This is a genomic window from Picosynechococcus sp. PCC 7003 (assembly GCF_001693255.1).
In the GTDB taxonomy this organism is placed as follows: domain Bacteria; phylum Cyanobacteriota; class Cyanobacteriia; order Cyanobacteriales; family MRBY01; genus MRBY01.
Genome location: NZ_CP016474.1, coordinates 805,689 through 824,071, shown reverse-complemented (window position 1 = coordinate 824,071; position 18,383 = coordinate 805,689). Strand labels below are relative to the sequence as shown.

22 protein-coding genes are annotated in these 18,383 nt (G+C 50.6%); 12 read left to right on the top strand and 10 right to left on the bottom strand.

Annotated elements, in window-relative coordinates; genetic code table 11:
- The first annotated feature begins 31 nt into the window (after window positions 1-31).
- Window positions 32-817 (top strand): DUF1350 family protein, encoded by a 786-nt coding sequence (locus AWQ21_RS03885; RefSeq protein WP_065713413.1) that lies wholly within the window; start codon window positions 32-34, stop codon window positions 815-817.
- 35 nt (window positions 818-852) lie between these two features.
- Here the strand turns inward: AWQ21_RS03885 and AWQ21_RS03880 are convergent, their stop codons facing one another.
- On the bottom strand, window positions 853-2,148 hold the full coding sequence (locus AWQ21_RS03880; RefSeq protein ID WP_065713412.1) for a Glu/Leu/Phe/Val dehydrogenase: 1,296 nt from the start codon (window positions 2,146-2,148) through the stop codon (window positions 853-855).
- 208 nt (window positions 2,149-2,356) lie between these two features.
- Here AWQ21_RS03880 and AWQ21_RS03875 point away from each other — a divergent pair, with 208 nt between their 5' ends.
- The 7 genes from AWQ21_RS03875 to AWQ21_RS03845 all read left to right on the top strand — a co-directional run bounded on the left by AWQ21_RS03875 (window position 2,357) and on the right by AWQ21_RS03845 (window position 7,649).
- The gene (locus AWQ21_RS03875) at window positions 2,357-2,938 is read left to right on the top strand and encodes a DUF4126 domain-containing protein (RefSeq protein ID WP_065713411.1); all 582 of its coding nucleotides are present in this window, start codon (window positions 2,357-2,359) and stop codon (window positions 2,936-2,938) included.
- A gap of 53 nt (window positions 2,939-2,991) precedes the next feature.
- The gene (gene glp, locus AWQ21_RS03870) at window positions 2,992-4,203 is read left to right on the top strand and encodes a gephyrin-like molybdotransferase Glp (protein WP_065713410.1); all 1,212 of its coding nucleotides are present in this window, start codon (window positions 2,992-2,994) and stop codon (window positions 4,201-4,203) included.
- Window positions 4,204-4,338: 135 nt separating this feature from the next.
- On the top strand, window positions 4,339-4,803 hold the full coding sequence (locus AWQ21_RS03865; protein ID WP_065713409.1) for an LptA/OstA family protein: 465 nt from the start codon (window positions 4,339-4,341) through the stop codon (window positions 4,801-4,803).
- A gap of 3 nt (window positions 4,804-4,806) precedes the next feature.
- Window positions 4,807-5,550 carry an LPS export ABC transporter ATP-binding protein gene (gene lptB, locus AWQ21_RS03860; protein WP_065713408.1) on the top strand — a complete coding sequence of 248 codons (744 nt, stop codon included), beginning with the start codon at window positions 4,807-4,809 and terminating at the stop codon, window positions 5,548-5,550.
- Between the two features lie 140 nt (window positions 5,551-5,690).
- Window positions 5,691-6,068: a hypothetical protein gene (locus AWQ21_RS03855; RefSeq protein WP_232315058.1), complete on the top strand. Its 378-nt coding sequence runs from the start codon at window positions 5,691-5,693 to the stop codon at window positions 6,066-6,068.
- 29 nt (window positions 6,069-6,097) lie between these two features.
- Window positions 6,098-6,670 (top strand): signal peptidase I, encoded by a 573-nt coding sequence (gene lepB / locus AWQ21_RS03850; protein ID WP_065713406.1) that lies wholly within the window; start codon window positions 6,098-6,100, stop codon window positions 6,668-6,670.
- 31 nt (window positions 6,671-6,701) lie between these two features.
- Window positions 6,702-7,649, top strand: a complete 948-nt coding sequence (locus AWQ21_RS03845; RefSeq protein WP_065713405.1) for a glycosyltransferase family 2 protein — start codon at window positions 6,702-6,704, stop codon at window positions 7,647-7,649.
- Between the two features lie 11 nt (window positions 7,650-7,660).
- Here AWQ21_RS03845 and AWQ21_RS03840 read toward each other — a convergent pair whose 3' ends face one another.
- Window positions 7,661-8,323 (bottom strand): class I SAM-dependent methyltransferase, encoded by a 663-nt coding sequence (locus AWQ21_RS03840; RefSeq protein ID WP_065713404.1) that lies wholly within the window; start codon window positions 8,321-8,323, stop codon window positions 7,661-7,663.
- Between the two features lie 73 nt (window positions 8,324-8,396).
- Here AWQ21_RS03840 and AWQ21_RS03835 point away from each other — a divergent pair, with 73 nt between their 5' ends.
- Both AWQ21_RS03835 and AWQ21_RS03830 read left to right on the top strand, forming a co-directional pair.
- Window positions 8,397-10,097: an ABC-F family ATP-binding cassette domain-containing protein gene (locus AWQ21_RS03835; RefSeq protein WP_065713403.1), complete on the top strand. Its 1,701-nt coding sequence runs from the start codon at window positions 8,397-8,399 to the stop codon at window positions 10,095-10,097.
- Between the two features lie 17 nt (window positions 10,098-10,114).
- Window positions 10,115-11,197, top strand: coding sequence for a YheT family hydrolase (locus AWQ21_RS03830; RefSeq protein WP_083997957.1), 1,083 nt, complete (start codon window positions 10,115-10,117; stop codon window positions 11,195-11,197).
- Window positions 11,198-11,227: 30 nt separating this feature from the next.
- Here the strand turns inward: AWQ21_RS03830 and AWQ21_RS03825 are convergent, their stop codons facing one another.
- The 4 genes from AWQ21_RS03825 to psbX form a co-directional block, all read right to left on the bottom strand.
- Window positions 11,228-11,443, bottom strand: a complete 216-nt coding sequence (locus tag AWQ21_RS03825) for a riboflavin synthase subunit alpha (protein ID WP_065713401.1) — start codon at window positions 11,441-11,443, stop codon at window positions 11,228-11,230.
- A 256-nt stretch (window positions 11,444-11,699) separates the two neighbouring features.
- Window positions 11,700-12,236, bottom strand: coding sequence for a TolB family protein (locus tag AWQ21_RS03820; RefSeq protein WP_065713400.1), 537 nt, complete (start codon window positions 12,234-12,236; stop codon window positions 11,700-11,702).
- A 29-nt stretch (window positions 12,237-12,265) separates the two neighbouring features.
- A complete protein-coding gene (locus tag AWQ21_RS03815; RefSeq protein WP_065713399.1) occupies window positions 12,266-13,183 on the bottom strand; it encodes a Ycf66 family protein in 918 nt (305 codons plus the stop codon).
- Window positions 13,184-13,317: 134 nt separating this feature from the next.
- Entirely contained in the window at window positions 13,318-13,434 is a 117-nt protein-coding gene (gene psbX / locus AWQ21_RS03810; protein WP_030005983.1) for a photosystem II reaction center X protein, read from the bottom strand.
- A 76-nt stretch (window positions 13,435-13,510) separates the two neighbouring features.
- Here psbX and AWQ21_RS03805 point away from each other — a divergent pair, with 76 nt between their 5' ends.
- Window positions 13,511-15,136: an ABC transporter permease gene (locus AWQ21_RS03805; protein WP_065713398.1), complete on the top strand. Its 1,626-nt coding sequence runs from the start codon at window positions 13,511-13,513 to the stop codon at window positions 15,134-15,136.
- Window positions 15,137-15,235: 99 nt separating this feature from the next.
- Entirely contained in the window at window positions 15,236-16,366 is a 1,131-nt protein-coding gene (locus tag AWQ21_RS03800; protein WP_065713397.1) for a hypothetical protein, read from the top strand.
- Between the two features lie 10 nt (window positions 16,367-16,376).
- On the opposite strand, the gene recO is transcribed toward AWQ21_RS03800, so the two are convergent.
- The 4 genes from recO to petN all read right to left on the bottom strand — a co-directional run bounded on the left by recO (window position 16,377) and on the right by petN (window position 18,289).
- Window positions 16,377-17,189, bottom strand: coding sequence for a DNA repair protein RecO (recO, locus tag AWQ21_RS03795; protein WP_065713396.1), 813 nt, complete (start codon window positions 17,187-17,189; stop codon window positions 16,377-16,379).
- Between the two features lie 7 nt (window positions 17,190-17,196).
- Entirely contained in the window at window positions 17,197-17,883 is a 687-nt protein-coding gene (deoC, locus tag AWQ21_RS03790; RefSeq protein ID WP_065715207.1) for a deoxyribose-phosphate aldolase, read from the bottom strand.
- A 174-nt stretch (window positions 17,884-18,057) separates the two neighbouring features.
- The gene (locus tag AWQ21_RS16370; protein ID WP_168191133.1) at window positions 18,058-18,195 is read right to left on the bottom strand and encodes a hypothetical protein; all 138 of its coding nucleotides are present in this window, start codon (window positions 18,193-18,195) and stop codon (window positions 18,058-18,060) included.
- 4 nt (window positions 18,196-18,199) lie between these two features.
- Window positions 18,200-18,289: a cytochrome b6-f complex subunit PetN gene (petN, locus tag AWQ21_RS15830; RefSeq protein ID WP_071819460.1), complete on the bottom strand. Its 90-nt coding sequence runs from the start codon at window positions 18,287-18,289 to the stop codon at window positions 18,200-18,202.
- Between the last annotated feature and the right edge of the window lie 94 nt (window positions 18,290-18,383).

The window sequence follows — 18,383 nt, the reverse complement described above, 5'->3', positions numbered from 1 at the left end:
CCACTTTTAGTAAGCGATAAACGGGCAAATAATGATTTGGCAAGAGTCTGGTGGCAGTTGGATTTTAATCCCAGTACAACCGGTGGGGGTGATTCATTTTTTGGGGGGCGCTTTTGTGGGCACTGCGCCGCAACTCACCTATAAATGGCTCCTAGAACAGCTTGCCGCCGAAGGGTATGCGATTATCACTACCCCTTTTGTGAATGGGTTTGATCATTTGGCGATCACCCGGCAGGTGCTCAACCGCTTTGAAAATATCCTCGAACGACTGCAAAACTCAAATCAACTGGGCTACCGTTACCTCCCCATCTATGGTGTGGGTCACAGCATGGGCTGCAAAATTCACCTGTTGATTGGCAGCTTATTTAATGTGCAACGGGCGGGCAATGTTTTGATGTCCTACAATAATTTCCCCGTCAAAAAATCTATTCCTTTCTTCGAGCAGTTTGACCCAGATAACACGATTAATTTTGAATTTACCCCTTCTCCTCTTGAGACCAACGAAATTATCCAAAGCAGCTACCAGATCCGGCGCAATCTCCTGATTCAGTTTAATAACGACACCATTGACCAAACCCCGGATCTGACCCCCATTCTCATCGAACGTTTCCCCAATATGGTAGCCACCCTCAACCTGACGGGAAATCACCTCACCCCTTTGGGCCAGGATCTAGACTGGCAATTTACCGAAGGCTTTTCTCCCCTCGATACCTTTGGTCAGTGGTTAAAGCAAGGACTGTCCAAGGATTTAAAGGGATTAAAAACAGAGATCTGTCGTTGGCTAAATCCCGCTGATTTCGCGGTCTCTAGGGCGTAGAGAAAGGAGGCGATCGCCACAAAAAATCCCACACCCTAGGCCGAACTTCCTAAAAAATAAGTGCGTGTCCCCTTCGCATCTAGGGCCTCGCCGAGGCGCATCAAGGCCTGGACATAGGCAGCGGTACGCATCGAAATCTGTCGCGTCTGGGCAATGTGCCATACCTGGTTTGTGGCCGTGACCATGCGTGTCTTTAGCCGCTCCCGAACGTCCGTCGCCGACCAGTAAAAGCCACTGCGATTTTGTACCCACTCAAAATAACTCACGGTGACACCCCCAGCATTTGTGAGGATATCCGGCACCACCATGATCCCTTTCGCCTCTAGGATGACGTCGGCGGCAGAGGTGATGGGGCCATTGGCCACTTCAAAAATTAATTTGGCCTTTACTTGGTGGGCATTGTCCGCTGTAATTTGATTTTCAAGGGCCGCCGGAATCAAAATGTCCACATCCAAGGTCAAGAGTTGTTCATTGGTAATGATTTGATGTTCAACAATATTGCAAACGGATTTTTCACAATAAACAGCAGCCATATTCCGACTTTCTGACTTGTAATGGCGAATACTCGGAATATCTAAGCCTTGTTCTGCATAAATTCCCCCGCGAGAATCACTAACAGCGACAACACGATAACCAGCACAGGCCAGTTGTTGGGCCAGTTCCGCCCCGGCATTGCCAAACCCTTGCACCGCAACGGTGGTTTTTTCGGGGACATAGTCTAGTTTTTTGCAGATAGTTTTGATCACATCAAAGGCACCACTGGCCGTCGCAGTATTACGTCCTTGGCTCCCTCCCATGCCCAAGGGTTTGCCCGTTACGACCCCCGGTAAAATTTTCCGTTGAATGATGCTGTAATGATCCATCATCCAGCCCATTACCATGGCATTGGTATAGGCATCTGGCGCTAGGATGTCTGTGTCCGGGCCAATGGCATCGGCGATCGCCTCGATGTAACCCCGACTCAAACGTTCTAGTTCTGCTTTAGAAAGACTTTTGGCATCAACGGTAATGCCCCCCTTGGCTCCCCCAAAGGGCAGATCTAGCAAGGCACATTTGAAGGTCATCCAAAAGGCTAAGGATTGTACTTCATCCAGAGAAACGTTGGGGTGATACCGCACGCCCCCTTTGCCCGGCCCCCTGGTGTCGTCGTACCGCACCCGATACCCCCGAAAAATCCTTAAAGAACCATCATCGAGGCGCACGGGAATGGAAACGCTCAGGCTCATTTTGGGATACTTTAAGCGTTCGCTGGCATCTTCAGAGATGTTAACGTGGTGGAGCGCTTTTTCGAGGCGGAGGCTGGCATCGCTCAGGAGAGAATTTACCGTCATGGTTTATGGTTTAAGCCGAATAGAGGTATTAAATCACGGTGACTTTGGCTTGTGAGACTGGGAGCAGAGATCGCGGGAAAATCGTTACATCTGCTGGTACGAAATAATGCAAGATTTAAGAAAGCAGTCATCCCTAAAAATGGAACGATACACTGAAGAGTAAGCTCTTCTGTCCACGGGGTTGTGGCACAGAATTTTTTATGTGGACATGATCATCGGATTTTTGGCGGTATTGTCAGCGGCGGCGGCGGCGGGAATGCGCATCGGTTTACCGTTGTTGATTATTTTGCTGCTCCACAGTGATGAATTAGTGGCAAATTTACCTGGAATCGGTTGGTTGCCCCCCCGGGTTTTGATCGCCATTTTCACGATGTGGGCCGTGTTTGAACTATTCGGCTCGAAGCAACTCCTGGGTCAACGCATTCTCCAGGCGATCGCCTTATTTTTTAGCCCGATTGTGGGGGCCATTTTAAGCCTGACTGTGGCCCAGGTAATCCGGTTAGAATTTGAACCCCTCTGGCTCGTGGGAGTAATGGGGGGACTGGTGGCTTTTGTCCTGAAGCTGACTTTGACGGGGTGGTTTTTTCGGTTGCGGGGCCTGCCCCTGTGGTGGTCTTTTACGGAAGATTTTTTATGTGTGGTGCTGGTCTTGTTTGCGTTTCAATCACCGGAACAGGGCGGCATTATTGCGATGATTTTGCTGTGGTTAGCGGTGCGCAGTTCGACGGAATGGAAACGGTACTACCAGGAAAATCGCCAACCCCAAGGTGACGCATCAGGGCCGGACTAACTTTTTTGGCAAACTGACTTACTATGTTTGGGTGTCAAAACGTGTGACGAAGTATGATTTCCGTTGATCAAGCCCAAGCGCTAATCCTCCAGGCGATCGCCCCCCTGGGAGAAACTGAAGCCAGCACCTTAGAAACAGCCCTGGGGCGGATTTTAGCAACGACGGCGACTGGAAAATTGGACATTCCCCACTGGGATAATTCCGCCATGGATGGTTATGCAATCCGGTTTGCAGATCTGACAGAGGAGCCCGTTGAACTGGAAGTTGTTGAAACGATTCCGGCGGGTCAAGCGCCCCAAAAATCCTTAGCATCTGGCCAAGCCGCGCGCATTTTTACCGGGGCAATGTTGCCAATTGGAGCAGATACGGTGGTGATGCAAGAGCACACAGAACAACGGGGTGATCGGGTCAAAATTTTGCAAAATCCCCAATTACGGCAATTTGTGCGCCAGCGGGGTGATTATTACCGAGCCGGGGAACCCCTCCTACAACCAGGGCAACGTTTGGGGGCGGCAGATTTAGCTGTGCTTGCGGCCTGTCAATGTGTCAAATTTCCGGTCTATCGGCAACCACGGGTCGCGATTTTTTCTACAGGGGATGAACTGCGATCGCCCCAGGAAAAGTTAGAAATCGGCCAGATTGTTGATTCGAATCGCTATGGTTTGACGGCCTTTGTCCAGGGGCAAGGGGCGCTTCCGAAAAATTTTGGCATTGTCCCCGATGATCCGGCTCAACTGAAAGCAACCATGCAAAAGGCGATCGCCGCCGGGGATCTGATCCTCTCGACGGGGGGCGTTTCCGTGGGGGAATTTGACTATGTCGAAAAGCTCCTCGAAGAACTGGGAGGCGAAATTTTCATCCGTAGTGTGGCGATCCGTCCTGGTAAACCCCTAACGGTGGCGAAATTTCCTGGGAATAAACTCTATTTTGGTCTGCCTGGCAATCCGGTGTCGGCCTTGGTGGGGTGTTGGCGTTTCGTGCAGCCTGCATTAAAGAAGTTGTCGGGCGAGGTCGGGCCTTGGGAACCGGAATTTGTCTGGGCTACCTGTGATCAGCCCCTCAAGGGCGCCGGAAAACGGGATGCCTATCTGTGGGGAACCTTGGCAACCACGGCAACGGGTTATCTCTTTCGTTTAGCTGGGGGCGGTCACAGTTCTGCTAATTTAGTGAATCTTGCCCAAACCAACGCCCTCGCCATTGTCCCCCAGGGCACTGGTGAAATCCCAGCCGGCGATCGCCTCCGGGTGATGCGTCTCCAAACCTAGGAGAATTTTTGTTGAAAAGGGAAATCCCAGGCTTACTATAGGAAGATAATTCCGCAACTCAATCGGCCATCGTTGCGTCTTTAGGGTAAATAGCCGCACCCAGCGCGCATAGTATTTTTAGCAGGTACAACAATCATGACGGTCAAGGGCTTTGGTAATCGAATGATGTATGGATTTGGGGGTCTCTCCTTGGCGATCGCCGCTACAATCAGTCAGCTTCCCCCCCAGCAGGCCGCCCAAGCCCAGAATGCGAATGCCCTCACAGTGCGCTCTGATATCCAAGAAGCCAATACCGAAACGGGGATTATCACAGCCCGGGGCAATGTGCGGATCAACTATCCCGCCCGCAATCTCCAGGCCACCGCAGCCCAGGCCCAATATTTTTCAGAAGAACGTACACTAGTGCTCAGCGGCAACGTCTATGTCCTCCAGGATGGCAATAGTCTCCGGGCGGAACAAATGACCTATTCCATTGACGAAGGACGTTTTGTCGCCACCCCAGGCCGCAGCGAACAAGTAGAAGCTAGCTATCTCATTCCCGAACAGGCCCCAAACCGGGCGATCGCCCCCGCTCCCATTACCCTCCCCGAAGACGAATAAACCGTGACCATCGTTCTCGAAAATATCCGCAAAACCTATGGCAAGCGCGTCATTGTTAACCGTGTCAACCTGAAAGTGAATCAAGGGGAAATTGTTGGTCTCTTGGGGCCGAATGGTGCCGGGAAAACCACAACTTTTTACATTACGACGGGCCTGATTAAACCCAATGAAGGGCGCGTCTGGCTCCAGCGGCAGAACATCACACCCCTGAGTCTGGATGAACGAGCAAAATTGGGCATTGGTTATCTCACCCAACAACCCAGCATTTTTCGGAATTTAACGGTCAAGGAAAATATTCAACTAGTCCTGGAACAATCTCCCTTGTCTCACCGGCAACAGCAACACCGTCTCAAGGAATTGGTGAGTGAATTTCGGCTGAACCGCATTGTGAATACCCGCGGTCGTCTGGTATCAGGGGGAGAACGACGACGTACCGAATTGGCACGTGCTTTGGCCGTTGGCGGTCAAGGGCCGAAATTTCTCCTGCTTGATGAGCCCTTTGCGGGGGTTGATCCCATTGCCGTTGCTGAAATTCAACAAATTGTGGCCCAACTGCGGGAACGGGACATGGGCATTTTGATCACTGATCACAACGTTCGCGAAACCCTCGCCATTACTGACCGGGCCTACATCATGCGAGACGGAGAAATCCTCGCAGCGGGAACCACAGAAGAGCTTTATAGCAATCCCCTGGTGCGGCAGTATTACCTTGGGGAAAATTTTGAGCGCAATGTGAAATATTTCTAGTGCCAGGGTTGCGGGGCGATCGCCAATGGGCCAGGTTTTTACGGGCTGAGACTTCATAAAACGTTAGGTAAAAGTTCCTAAGAATTCGTTAGGCTCAGAGCAATAACACCCTCTTTTTTTACAAGCCTTTGAATATTGCCGTGTCCGAATTGAGTAGCGTTTTTGAGCAGTTGTGTGAATTTTCCCGGTGCCATTGCATTGCCATCTGTGGTGGCTTGGTTCCCTTTAACCTGATTTTGAGTTTTTTGACCTTAGTTTATGTGGTGCGTCAGGCCTCTCCGAGTTTGATCCAAAGAAATGCGATCGCCGTTTATGGGGGCGTGACCCTGATGGTACTCCATGTCAGCACTTGGTTCTTGGTGGGGGTTGTGATGGTGCCCACTTTCATCTTGCCTGTTTTTGGGGCGGTTTGTGTCGCGATTAATCTCTGGGGAACCCAAGCACCCGAGTCCCTGCGTCGTTTCCTGTTTTGGCTGTGGGAAACTGTACTGAAACGAAGCGAACGTGCCACAATATAGAGCCGTCGTATCAAATTTCACGGAGACCCATGGGCGATCAGGGCGAACACCTCAGCACGAACCAACAAACGAAACCATGGGCCGCCCTCTGGGAAAATATCCGCATCCTAGTCATTGCCTTGGCGATCGCCTTGGTGGTGCGCTGGGTAATCGCTGAACCCCGGTATATTCCCTCTGGTTCGATGCTGCCGACCCTCGATTTAGGCGATCGCATTGTTGTCGAGAAACTCTCCTATCGAGTCCAGCCCGTTCATCGGGGTGATGTGGTGGTTTTCCGGACGCCCCCCCAATTAGAACTCCTCGGTTACGATCCCCAACAAGCTTTTATTAAACGAGTTATTGCCACCCCTGGCGAAACTGTATCCGTTCATGATGGCCTGGTTTATGTCGATCAAGTAGCCTTAACAGAACCTTTTATTGCTGCGCCGCCAGACTATGAATTACCCACTTTAACGGTGCCACCCCACAGCTTTTTCGTCCTCGGTGATAATCGCAATAACAGCAATGATTCTCACATTTGGGGCTTTGTCCCTGCCGATAACATTATTGGCCATGCGATTTTGAAATTTTGGCCCCTGAATCACCTCGGTAAAATTATTTAAAACAATTCTCCCAACCCGCCCCCTACCTCCGATGATTACCTATTCCATTATCATCCCGGTGTATAACGAAGAAGCGAATCTTCCCGAAATGTATCGGCGCGTTGTCCAGGTCATTGAAGGGTTAGATGGCCCTGCAGAATTAGTTTTAATTGACGATGGCAGCCAGGATCGTTCCCTAGCCATTCTGGATGAATTGCACCAAAGGGATCCTCGGGTTCACTACTTGAGCTTGGCGAGAAATTTTGGGCATCAAATCGCGGTCACTGCAGGTTTGCAATATGCCCAAGGAGAAGCTGTGGTTATTATGGATGCCGATCTCCAGGATCCGCCTGAGCTGCTTCCCCAATTGATTGAAAAATGGCGGGCTGGTTATCATGTGGTTTACGCTCAGCGGGTGAGTCGGGCCAAAGAAAGCTGGTTTAAGAAGCTAATGGCCTATGGCTTTTACCGGATTTTAAATCGATTCACCGATGTCACCATTCCCACGGATACGGGGGATTTTTGTTTGATGTCCCGTCAGGTAGTGGATATTCTCAACAGCATGCCCGAAAAACATCGTTATATTCGGGGTCTCCGGGCCTGGGTAGGGTTTCCGCAAACAGCAGTGCAGTTCAAACGGGATCCGCGTTTTGCTGGCGATGTCAAATACACTTTTCGAAAGTCCCTTAACCTTGCTATTGACGGGATTATTTCTCTGTCCCGTAAACCCTTAAAAATTGCGACCTATTTAGGTTTGATTACAGCCCTAGTGGCGATCGCCATGATCATTCTGGTGCTGTTTTGGCGGATCTACAATGCTCCGGCCCAATTAATTGGCTATACCCTGATCACCATTGCCATTTTCTTTTTGGGAGCCGTGCAACTCATTTGTCTTGGCATCCTCGGTGAATACATTGGCCGCATTTACGACGAGGTGAAACAACGCCCTCTCTACACCATTAAAAAAGCGGCGGGCTTTGACGAGATATCCCAATCCTAAGGCAGATGTTTTTAGAGTTTGCAGGCGAGGGTCAGACCATCGGCCACGGGCAATACCGTTAAACAAATACGTGGGTCGTTATACAAAGCTTCATTAAAGGCGCGAATTTTTTCTGTACGTTTGTCTTGATCCGCTGGATCGGCCACCCGCCCCGACCACAACACATTATCCACTGCAATGACGCCACCGACCCGTAATAGTTTGAGAGACCGCTCAAAATAATTCAGGTAGTTCCCTTTATCCGCGTCAATAAAGGCAAAATCAAAGGTACCCGCTTGGTCATCTGCCAGCAGAGAATCTAGGGTTTCGAGGGCCGGGGCAAGGCGGAGTTCAATTTTTTCGGCGACCCCTGCTTTTTCCCAATAGGTTTGGGCGATCGCCGTGGGTCTTGGATCGCGATCGCAAGCAATTACTTTCCCGTCTTCCGGCAGCGCTAGGGCAACAACTAGGGCACTATAGCCTGTGAAAACGCCGATATCTAAAGTCTTTTTTGCCCCCATCAGTTGCACGAGCCAGGCCATCAACTGACCTTGTTCCGGGGCGATCTGCATCCGGGCCGCTGGGTGTTGGGCGGTGATTTCCCGCAATTCTTGGAGAACGGGATGCTCTTTGAGGGAAATGCGGAGGAGATAATCGTATAGAGGGGCGTCGAGGGACAGGCTACTACGGGTCATGGCAAAGGAGTGAACCAAAAAAGTTTACAATTTGTTATAGACTGATGCTGATCCAAACTAGGAGTTTTTCCCGATGTTAAGACTTGAGCACATCCGCAAAATTTATCCCACTGGCGAAGTTCTCAAGGACATTAACTGGGAAGTTAAGACGGGTGAACGGGTTGGCCTTGTGGGGGTCAATGGTGCGGGAAAATCTACCCAGATGAAGATCATTATGGGGGAAGTGGAGCCAACGGATGGTGAAATTATTCGTCCGGCAGATCTCCGCATCGCCCATTTAACCCAAGAATTTGATGTGGTACCGACGCGCACTGTCCGGGAAGAACTATGGACGGTTTTTACAGAAGCCAACGCTGTGCAGGATGAAATTCACCGCATTCAGCATGAGATGGCAGAACCTAATGCAGATTTAGATGATCTGATTCACCAGCTTGACCGAGCCCAACGGAAATTTGAAGCCCTCGATGGTTATCGTTTAGAGTCTCAAATTGAAAAAATCCTCCCGGAAGTGGGCTTTGAGATCGAAGACGGCGATCGCCTGGTGAGTTCCTTTAGTGGTGGCTGGCAGATGCGCATCAGTTTAGGCAAAATCCTCCTCCAGGAACCCGATATTCTCCTCCTAGACGAGCCAACAAACCATTTAGATCTAGAAACCATTGAATGGCTAGAAAATTATCTCCGGGGTTTGAAAACGCCGATGGTAATTATTTCCCATGACCGAGAATTTTTAGATCGCCTTTGTACAAAAATTGTCGAAACAGAGCGGGGGATTTCTACCACTTACCTTGGTAACTATTCCCAGTATTTACAACAAAAAGCAGAAAATAAAGACGCCCAACAATCTGCCTTCGAGCGCCAACAAAAAGACCTAGCTAAACAACAAGAATTTATCGAAAAATTCCGGGCAAGTGCCACCCGCAGTACCCAAGCCAAGAGCCGCGAAAAACTGTTGGACAAAGTAGAACGCATCGAAGCGCCCATTAGTGATGTACGTACCCTCAAGTTTCAATTTCCCCCAGCGCCTCGGGGCGGCCAAGAGGTAGTCACCATCCAAGATCTGACCCACACCTACGACGATAAAATTCTGTTTCTCGGCGCGAATCTGACCATCGAGCGCGGCGATCGCATTGCTTTTTTAGGGCCGAATGGCTGTGGTAAATCCACGACCCTGCGCATGATCATGGGCATGGAAAGCTACGATGAAGGCAATGTTAAAATCGGCACTCACAACATCATCCCTGGGTACTTCGAGCAGAACCAAGCCGAAGCCCTCGACCTCGAAAAAACCGTCATGGATACCATCCACGATGAGGTGCCCGACTGGAAAAACGGTGAAGTCCGGACGCTCCTAGGTCAATTCCTCTTTAGCGGCGACACCGTTTTCAAGAAAGTAGGGGCCCTGAGTGGGGGCGAAAAAGCCCGTTTAGCCCTAGCAAAAATGCTACTGCGGCCAGCGAATTTTTTGATCCTCGATGAGCCGACTAATCACCTTGATATTCCAGCGAAGGAAATGCTAGAAAACGCCCTCAAGGAATATGATGGCACCGTAGCGATTGTTTCCCATGACCGTTTCTTTATTTCCCAAGTCGCCAATAAAATCGTCGAAATTCGCGATGGAGAATTTATTGTTTACAACGGCGATTACCATTACTATCTTGAGAAAATTGAACAAGAAAAAGAAGCAGCGCGGCGACGTCTAAAAGCAGAACAAGAAGCAGCGAAAAAAGCAGCCAAAAAGGCCAAACAACTGGCAAAGAAAGGGACAAAAAAATAATCACAAAATTGAATTTTATGTTTTATCAACCGCCCCTCTGGTTACGGTCTGGCATTGCTATGACTATCTATGCCGCTTTTGGTGCTGCGAAACAATGGCACAATCAACCGAAAATCTCTCCTTTAGAATATCGGGAAGTGATCCTGACAGGGGCGAACCAAACCCCTATTTTTTGCCAATACGCGCAACCCAGTCAGTCGAAAGGGACAATTGTGGCCACCTACGGCATTACCGGCAGTTTGACAGACCAATGGTTTTTAGAAATCCTCGCCCATAAAGCGTTCCAGGCTGGTTATGGAGTTTTGTTGTTCGATTGGCGTGCCCATGGCAAAACAGCAGCCCTTTCTCCGGATTTGACCAGTGATGGGCTACTAGAAGGGGAAGATTTTGTGCGTCTGGCGGCCCAGGGTAAACAGCAATTGGGGTTAAAAGCTCCTTTTCTGTTTACTGGTTATTCCCTAGGGGGACAATTGGCTTTATGGGGCTTGAAAAAAGCCCAGGAATTAGATTTAAAGACTTTAGGGTTACAGGCAGCGGATATTCTCGCGGGCGCTGTCATTTGTCCCAGTTTAGAATCCCACCGTTCCCTCAGCTACCTCGAAAAACATCCGTTTAAATGCTATTTTGAGCAGGCGATCGCCAAAAATTTACAGAAATTGGCTTGGCAGTTACAAAGCTATCATCCCCACGCTTTCCAGACCGAAACCATTGAAAAGGCGATGACAATTCGGGAATTTGATCAGTATCTCGTGATTCCCAAACTGGGTTTCACAACGACCCAAGCCTATTACGAGGCCAGTAGTCCCCTTTATTTTCTCCAGGATTTACACAGGCCGACTTTTATTCTATATGCAGCGGATGATCCCCTCTTTGCGCCAGATCTCGTCGAGGATCTCCACTATGTTGATCAGCGGAACATTTACCTAAATACCCAAATCACGCAGTTTGGGGGCCATGTGGGTTACATTAGCGATCGCCAATGCCAAAACCATTGGGGCGATAGTGATCCTTGGTGGGCCTGGCAAAGAATTCTTCCATGGTTTGACCAACAACTCAGTCAGAACTACCAAACTTCTCCCGTCACTACAGCGCAACAATAATTGAGACGGGCAAACGAAAATGTCGGCAGTTTAAAGCTTGGAAGAACGGGCCTTGAGACGTTCGATGATAATCGGCATTGCAATAACAAGTACCTTAATGACCCAGGGCGCATAACATAAGGCGAGAAACCCGGCGAGAATGGCAACACATCCCGTCGCGACTTTCACAATTTCTTCTTTTGTGGTGACACTCAAGCAGGTTGCACAGGCAGCAACCCCGAGGCTCAAAATCGATGGGTTAATCATATTCAATACGAATTCTGCTTCAAAAGGCGATCGCCCGAATGGCGTTGGTGCGGATTCTCACTTCCCTAGCTGTCATGGTGAGGCGGTTAGGGAGCGCACAGTCGCTAAAGGTTAAGATATATGACATGATACTCCGATCTCCTCATCTGTCAAGGTGAAAAAAGGCGTCTTTTTTTCATATTGTTAACAATTGCCCACAGCAATAACGCTCTCTATTACTGCTTCAAATAAGGCTAATTTTTCTGCGTCTGCAGCTTTAACCCGACGGATTCACAATCACTTCCTGGGGCAAATCAAATTCAATATTCGGGCCACGGTCTAACACTTCGATATCCCACTGACCCCGCCGGGCTGATTCAAACACCACATAGCGGCCATCGGGACTGATTTGGGGATTGCGCACCCAATGACGATAGCCCTGGGTCAAAATATCAGACTGCTTGGTCGCTCGGTCATAGAGAATAATGTCTGGCTTCCCCAGGGGACTCGAAAGATAAACGAGGTAGCGCCCAGTACGGCTCAGGCTTGGGCTTTCATAGATCGCATTTTTTTGATTGAGATTAGGCAACTCCACAAACTGCTTCTGGTTTAAATCATAAAAAAGCAGTTCACTGGTGCCATGGCGATTAGAAATTAGGGCCAACCAGCGGCCATCCCCACTCAATGCAGGCTGTTCATCATGGAAGCGGCTATTGAGGGAAACGGGGGTTAAGGGGGTGTTACCAAAGGAGCAGCCTCCTAGTCCCACCAGTATCGTCAACAACCAGAGAAAGCGAGGGGTTTGCCTAAGCACGTTCGTTAATGGGCAGAAAATTCGGGCAATTAGTAATCGAAATTGACGGGGTTATTGGGGCGATCGCCTTCTGGCATTTCTGGATTGTCGGGGGCCGGATCATCCCAATCTTGATCCTCACCAAAGGAAGCCCCATCAATGGGTTGATAGTCAACAGTGGCCACTTCTTCGTCGGGGGCACCATAGTTGTCGGGGCGAGGCCGACGGGGACGACGGGGGGCTGGAGGCTCATCATCGGGTCGGGGGCGGCGGGGCCGACGGGGCGTTTCATCGACGGGGCGATCGCCTTGATCCCAGGCATCTTCGGACCAGACATCGGTGACATTGCCGCTGGGGCCATAGGCATCATAGCCACCATTGTCATAGCGATCCGGACGGGGACGTCGATTGGGAGGTGTAGGACGACTGGGACGACGACTAGTTGGGCGGCCACTGGAGCGATCGCCATAATCCGTGGGGGGACGATTGGTCGGACGGCTACTGGGGCGGGTACTCGTTCCCCGGGGGGCTTCATCTTCATAGCCCCGGCTTCGATTCGAGCGGGGTTCAGGGTAGCCCCGGAGCCGACGTTCATAGCGCTCTTCCCCTTGGTAAGGCTCAATTTGATCCAATTCCGCCCGATAAACCCGACTGACGGGCCGTTCATCGTCCACAATGGGCGTATTGCGGCGGGCCTGCTCTGTGGCCAAACCCCGGAGACGAATCGATTCAATGGCGAAAAATACCGCCGAGCCAGACAGGAGAAATTGGCCAAATTGCAAAATCGGGTCTAAACGCCAACCTTGAAACAGGAGGATAAAGCCACACAATAATCCAACCGCCGCAAAGAAAATATCGTGGTCGCGGGAAAGTTCTGGGCGTACCGACCGTAAGAAATAGAGGGATGCACCCGCTGCGGCCAACGCAATCCCCAAAATACTGGCGGAATTTAGCCCAAAATTAACCATTGTTGATCTCCCTTGACTCTATCTTCTATACTAGCGGCTTCCGTTTCCAGACTATAAGATATCTCAGATGAAAACAGAGGTGGACAATGTTACAGAATGCCCACCTCGCAATTTCGTGTTTTGGAAGGGAATATCTAGCGCTTAATTTTGTCCTGCTGACTGATGAAAATCAAAAATGCGGTGGCAGGAATGACCACAACTAAGGTGCCAGCCAAGAGGCTATAGAAAAAGTTTGCCAAAGAGGGAGTCATAATGAGGGTTTCCTTAATGTGTTTAATAATTATTTGTTGATAATTTTGCCATACTCTCCGCCGAATCTTGCCATTGATGTTTAGAATCTCCCTGCCGCTGCCTCGAAATGTTCAGCCCAAGGCTTGGGGGTTTAGTCTGTTTGGCCTGGTGATCGCCCTCAGTTTGATCGACGTCACCGTTCGGGGTGGAGCCTTATTTAACGGCCAGGGTTTGGGCACCCTTGGGCGATTTGTGAGGGCCGCTTTCCAGCCAAATCTAACGGCGGATTTTCTCTTGTTGACCAGCCAGGCGACACTGACCACCTTTGCCTATGCGATCTGCGGCACATTTTTGAGTTTGGTGCTGGGCACAGTGGGCGGACTGCTCAGTGCCAAGTTGCTCTGGGAGACGATGTTTCCCCAGGGAAAAAGGCTAGGAAGCAGCATTCGCTTGCTTTTGGCTGTACCCCGTTCGATCCATGAGGTGGTGTGGGGTCTGATTTTGATTAATATTTGGGGTCTAGATCCGGTGGTGGCCTTGGGGGCGATCGCCATTCCCTTTGGGGCCATTGTGGCGAAAATCTTTGCCGAAATTATTGATGAAACCCCCCGTGCCGCTTTTGCAGCCTTGATTTATAGCGGTGTTCCCACGGCCCAGGCCTTTCTCTATGGGATTTTGCCCCAGGCTTTGTTTAATTTGTTGTCCTATAGTTTTTATCGCTTTGAATGTTCCCTGCGTTCGGCGGCTGTATTGGGCATTATTGGCGCTGGGGGCCTGGGCTACGAGATTTATTTAAGTCTGCAATCCCTCCGCTATGAACAGCTTTGGACGTTGTTTTATGCTCTGATTGCGTTAAATGGTGTGGTGGATTGGGGGAGCCATTTTTTGCGGCAACGGCTGGATTGCACTAGTCGGTTTGACCTCAACAGTCACCGTTATAAATTGGGGGGACAGCGACGGGATTGGTTATTGGGAACGATGGTCTTCGGTAGTGGCCTAGTCGCTTGGGGATTTTGGTACATTCAGCCCGATTGGTCGCGCCTCTGGTCTGACCGGGGCCAAAACTTTTTGGCAGAAGTCATGGCCCAACTTCAAACCGTCAGTTTTGGTTTTGCCCAGGGAAAACAATTAGCGATCTTGAGTTTACAGACTTTAGAAATGTCTATTTTGGCGATCGCCTTAGCTGGGGTGGGCGGCTTTCTGCTGGCCTTTTTGACAGCGAAAAATCAGCGGCCCATTTTCTGGGGACAACGGCTCCTGAGTCATCTAGTGCTTTTGGTTTGTCGGAGTATCCCAGCTCCCATCTGGGCGTTGGTAGTGGTTTTTGTGATGTTTCCGGGGATTTTGCCGGGGGCGATTGCCCTAGGGATCCATAACCTGGGAATTTTAGGCAGATTAATGGGCGAAGTGATTGAGAATGTTCCCCCTGCCCCCCTCAATGCTCTCCGAAATTTAGGCAGTAGCGAAGCCAATGTTTGGCTCTATGGCACGGTTCCTTTGACCTTACCTAATTTTATTGCCTACAGTTTTTATCGCTGGGAAGTCTGTCTGCGAGAAACGGTCATTGTCGGCCTCGTGGGGGCGGGCGGCCTCGGACGGCTTTTGATGGAACAATTGAGCAGTTTTAATTATGGCGGCGTTAGTCTTACCTTGATTTGTTTCCTTTTACTCACCTGGGGGGTCGATAGTTTTAGTGGCTTTTTGCGACAACAGCCCCGTTAAATAAACTGGCTTTGGCGATCGCCAGGGTCTTTTGACAAGACTATTTTTTTGAGCTTTACTTACAATGACATTTCAAGTCCATAGGCTGTTCTTGCGGTTATGTCCGATGTTGCCCCGTTAAATCTCCAGGATCTGCAAGCGGATCTCCAAACTCAACTTGAAGCAGAATATTTCCCGACAGATCCGGTTCAGGTGCGTTGTCTCTTTAAGGAAGGCCTGTTGCTCGTCCTGGTGCAACATCAAACTCCGGCCCCAGCAGAACTCCCGCCTATTTTTCGGCTGATCCGCGATCGCCTCCAGGGTGATCCCCGCGCCCAAGGTCATCAAACTCTCATTTATCTACGGATCACCGGGGCCAATGAACCCTATGCCTTCCACGCCCTTACCCAGTCTGAAGTTGAGCCGGTTTCCGATGGGCAGCCCCCAGAAAGTGATACAGATTCCCTTGAACAAGCTGAATTCCCAGAAGATATTGACCTCGAAGCCACGGATGATCCCTTTCCACCTGTGGGCAATGAGTTAGAAGAAGACTCGTTTGATAACGTCGCCCCAGAAGAAGAATTTACAGGCCCTACCGGAGATTTTGAAGGGTTTACCACTGCCGATGGCGGTCTGGAAGAATTTACTGAAGCCTCCCCCCGGAAAGGCGATCGCCCCGGCAAAAAAGGCCCCCTAATCCTCGGTGCGGGTTTGTTGTTCGTCCTTCTGGGGGCCGCAGGCTATGCCTTGAGTCGTCCCTGTGTAGTGGGTTCCTGTGCGCCCCTAGCGAACGCCACGCAACTGGCTGATCCGGCCCGATCACTGTTTGGCGCTGGCGAAAATCCCTCTGGTCAAGCGATTCTCCAGGCCCAGGCCAATTTACAAGAGGCGATCGCCGCCTTAGAAACCGTGCCCCGTTGGTCGCCCCGGTATGGGGAAGTGCAGGCTCAACTCGCCGATTACCAATCCCTCAATGGCAGTCTCGGTAACCTAATCGCAGGCTTATCCCAGGGGGCAACAGCCGCCCAGATGGCTGAAACTCCCCCTGCTTCTGTGGCCCAATGGCAGGAAATTATCGAGCAATGGCAAACGGCGATCGCCACCCTAGAAGCAATTCCACCAGAGGATTTTTACTACGATTTTGCCCAAACGAAACGGGCCAGTTACCAACAAAATTTAGCGGCTGTGGAACGACGGGTGCAACAACTCCAGACCCAGGAAGACCCAACCCCGGATGCTGCTGGCAATTAGCGGTGTTTTCCTAAAAATCCAGGGGGGCGAGGGTATCAATGAGAGGAGCAGCCTTGAGGGTTTTGCCAATTTGATGTTCAAGGTACTGCCGCAATAAATGTTCGACCCGGAGCCAGGCTGTTTCTAGGGAAAATACTGTTTCCTGGGCTTGGGGCCACCGTTGTAACTCCGGCAGGGTGCGGTTGGGAAGCATTTGTAAAATATCTAGTTCCAAAGCCGTTAGCCGTTGATCGGGGCGGATAGTTCCCTGGCCCAGCACCATAATCCCCCCCAGATCGTGACTAAAACCAACGCGCCAACGGGGATCAGCAAAGTTGGGAGCAACAAGAGTTTGGCTACCCTGACAATGTTGGACTTGGGGGGCGAAACCGGCGATCGCCAACAAATGAAATAAAGCCTGGGTCAGATGGGCAATAATCTGAGTCACCCTGGTGCTGGGTTGAAATTCTACGGCTTCGATGCGGCGTAGATGTTCCCGGAGTAGCTCATATAATTCCGGCTGGGGGGTTTGGCTCACTGCGAGGTAATGGGTCACTTCCGCCAGGTATTGGCCTACGGCTAATTTAGCAAAGTCATACCTGAGACCTGGGTGAGAGGTGAGAATATCTGCCTGCTGAATCCGATCCAGCGATCGCCCCCGGGTCAAGACAAACTCATTGACTACCAGTAATTCGGTGCGCCCCCGTAGGGCAGAGCGGTGCTGACGAGCTCCAGGGGCCACGGCCTTTACCAATCCCTGTTCCGGCGACAGGATCGTCACCAGTCGATCCGCTTCGCCCAGGGGACTGCCTTTGAGGATGATACCTGTGACTTTAAAGGACATGCCGTGTTTACCAAGTTGGGTTATCGCTCACTTGTTCCCTTTCCTGCATAATCTTGATACTCCGGGACGTGCCAAGGCGGGTTGCCCCAGCCTGAATTAAGGCGATCGCCTGGTCAACAGTTTTGATCCCTCCCGCTGCTTTGATGCCAATGCGGCCTTTGGTGATCCCATGGAGCAATTTCACATCGGCCACCGTTGCACCGCCAAACCAGCCCGTCGAGGTTTTGAGATAGCTCACCCCTGCATCGAGGCAAATCTCTGCGGCGAGTCGTTTTTCGGTGTCTGTTAAAAGGGCCGTTTCTAAAATGCCTTTGATGGGAACTTTCGTCAGCTCGACGATTTGCGCCACTTCCTGATAGAGCTTCTCCGATTCCCCCATTTTCACAAAGGCTAAGTTCAGCATGACGTCTAATTCTGTTGCCCCATTTTCTACGGCTTCTTGGGCTTCGTAGAGTTTGGTTGCAGTCGTATGGGCCCCGGCGGGAAAACCCACCACAGAACAAATTTGAATGGGCCGCTGGTGCAAGAAATTCCGGGCTGTTTTCATCGCCGTTGGGTAGAGACAGACCGCCGGAAAATCAAATTGGACTGCCGCCTCACAGCATTCTTTGACCTGGGCTTCGGTGGCCGCTGGGTGCAACAGGGAATGTTCGAGATACCGGGCTAAATCAATTTCGTTTGCGGGAATCGCCATGGTTTTTGGGAAGTGTACTTCCTTTGATTGTGGCAGAAATTGTTCGTCTTCTGGTGTTTCCTTCAGAAATTGTCTGGGCACAAAAGCCACAAAAAAATCCCCTGATATAACAGGAGATTAATCAAGCAAGATATTTCGGGAAAGGCTCTAGGGCCGAGCCAGTTCGTTTTAGGGTTACTTGCCCCGTTTGTCTCGGTCTTGACGACGGCGATCGCGCCATTCTACAAAGGTGAGATAGGAGATCCCGCCGCTGACCAGTAGCAGCAAAGCAAGGGCTCCCAAAAAAAGAGAATTTAAAAAAATTGTTTCCACGATCCTAGAAACCGTTACGTGCCCAAACAACCATGGCAATCGACCAAGTGAACAGGGCCAATAGCGCGCCCCAACCTAAAGAAAGAACATCCATTTTTAATAACGCCTTGAAATTACTAAAGAGTGATCATCCCATATCTTATCTTGTCTTGAAACCGACCGAAACGTAACCTCCTGAATCCCTAGGG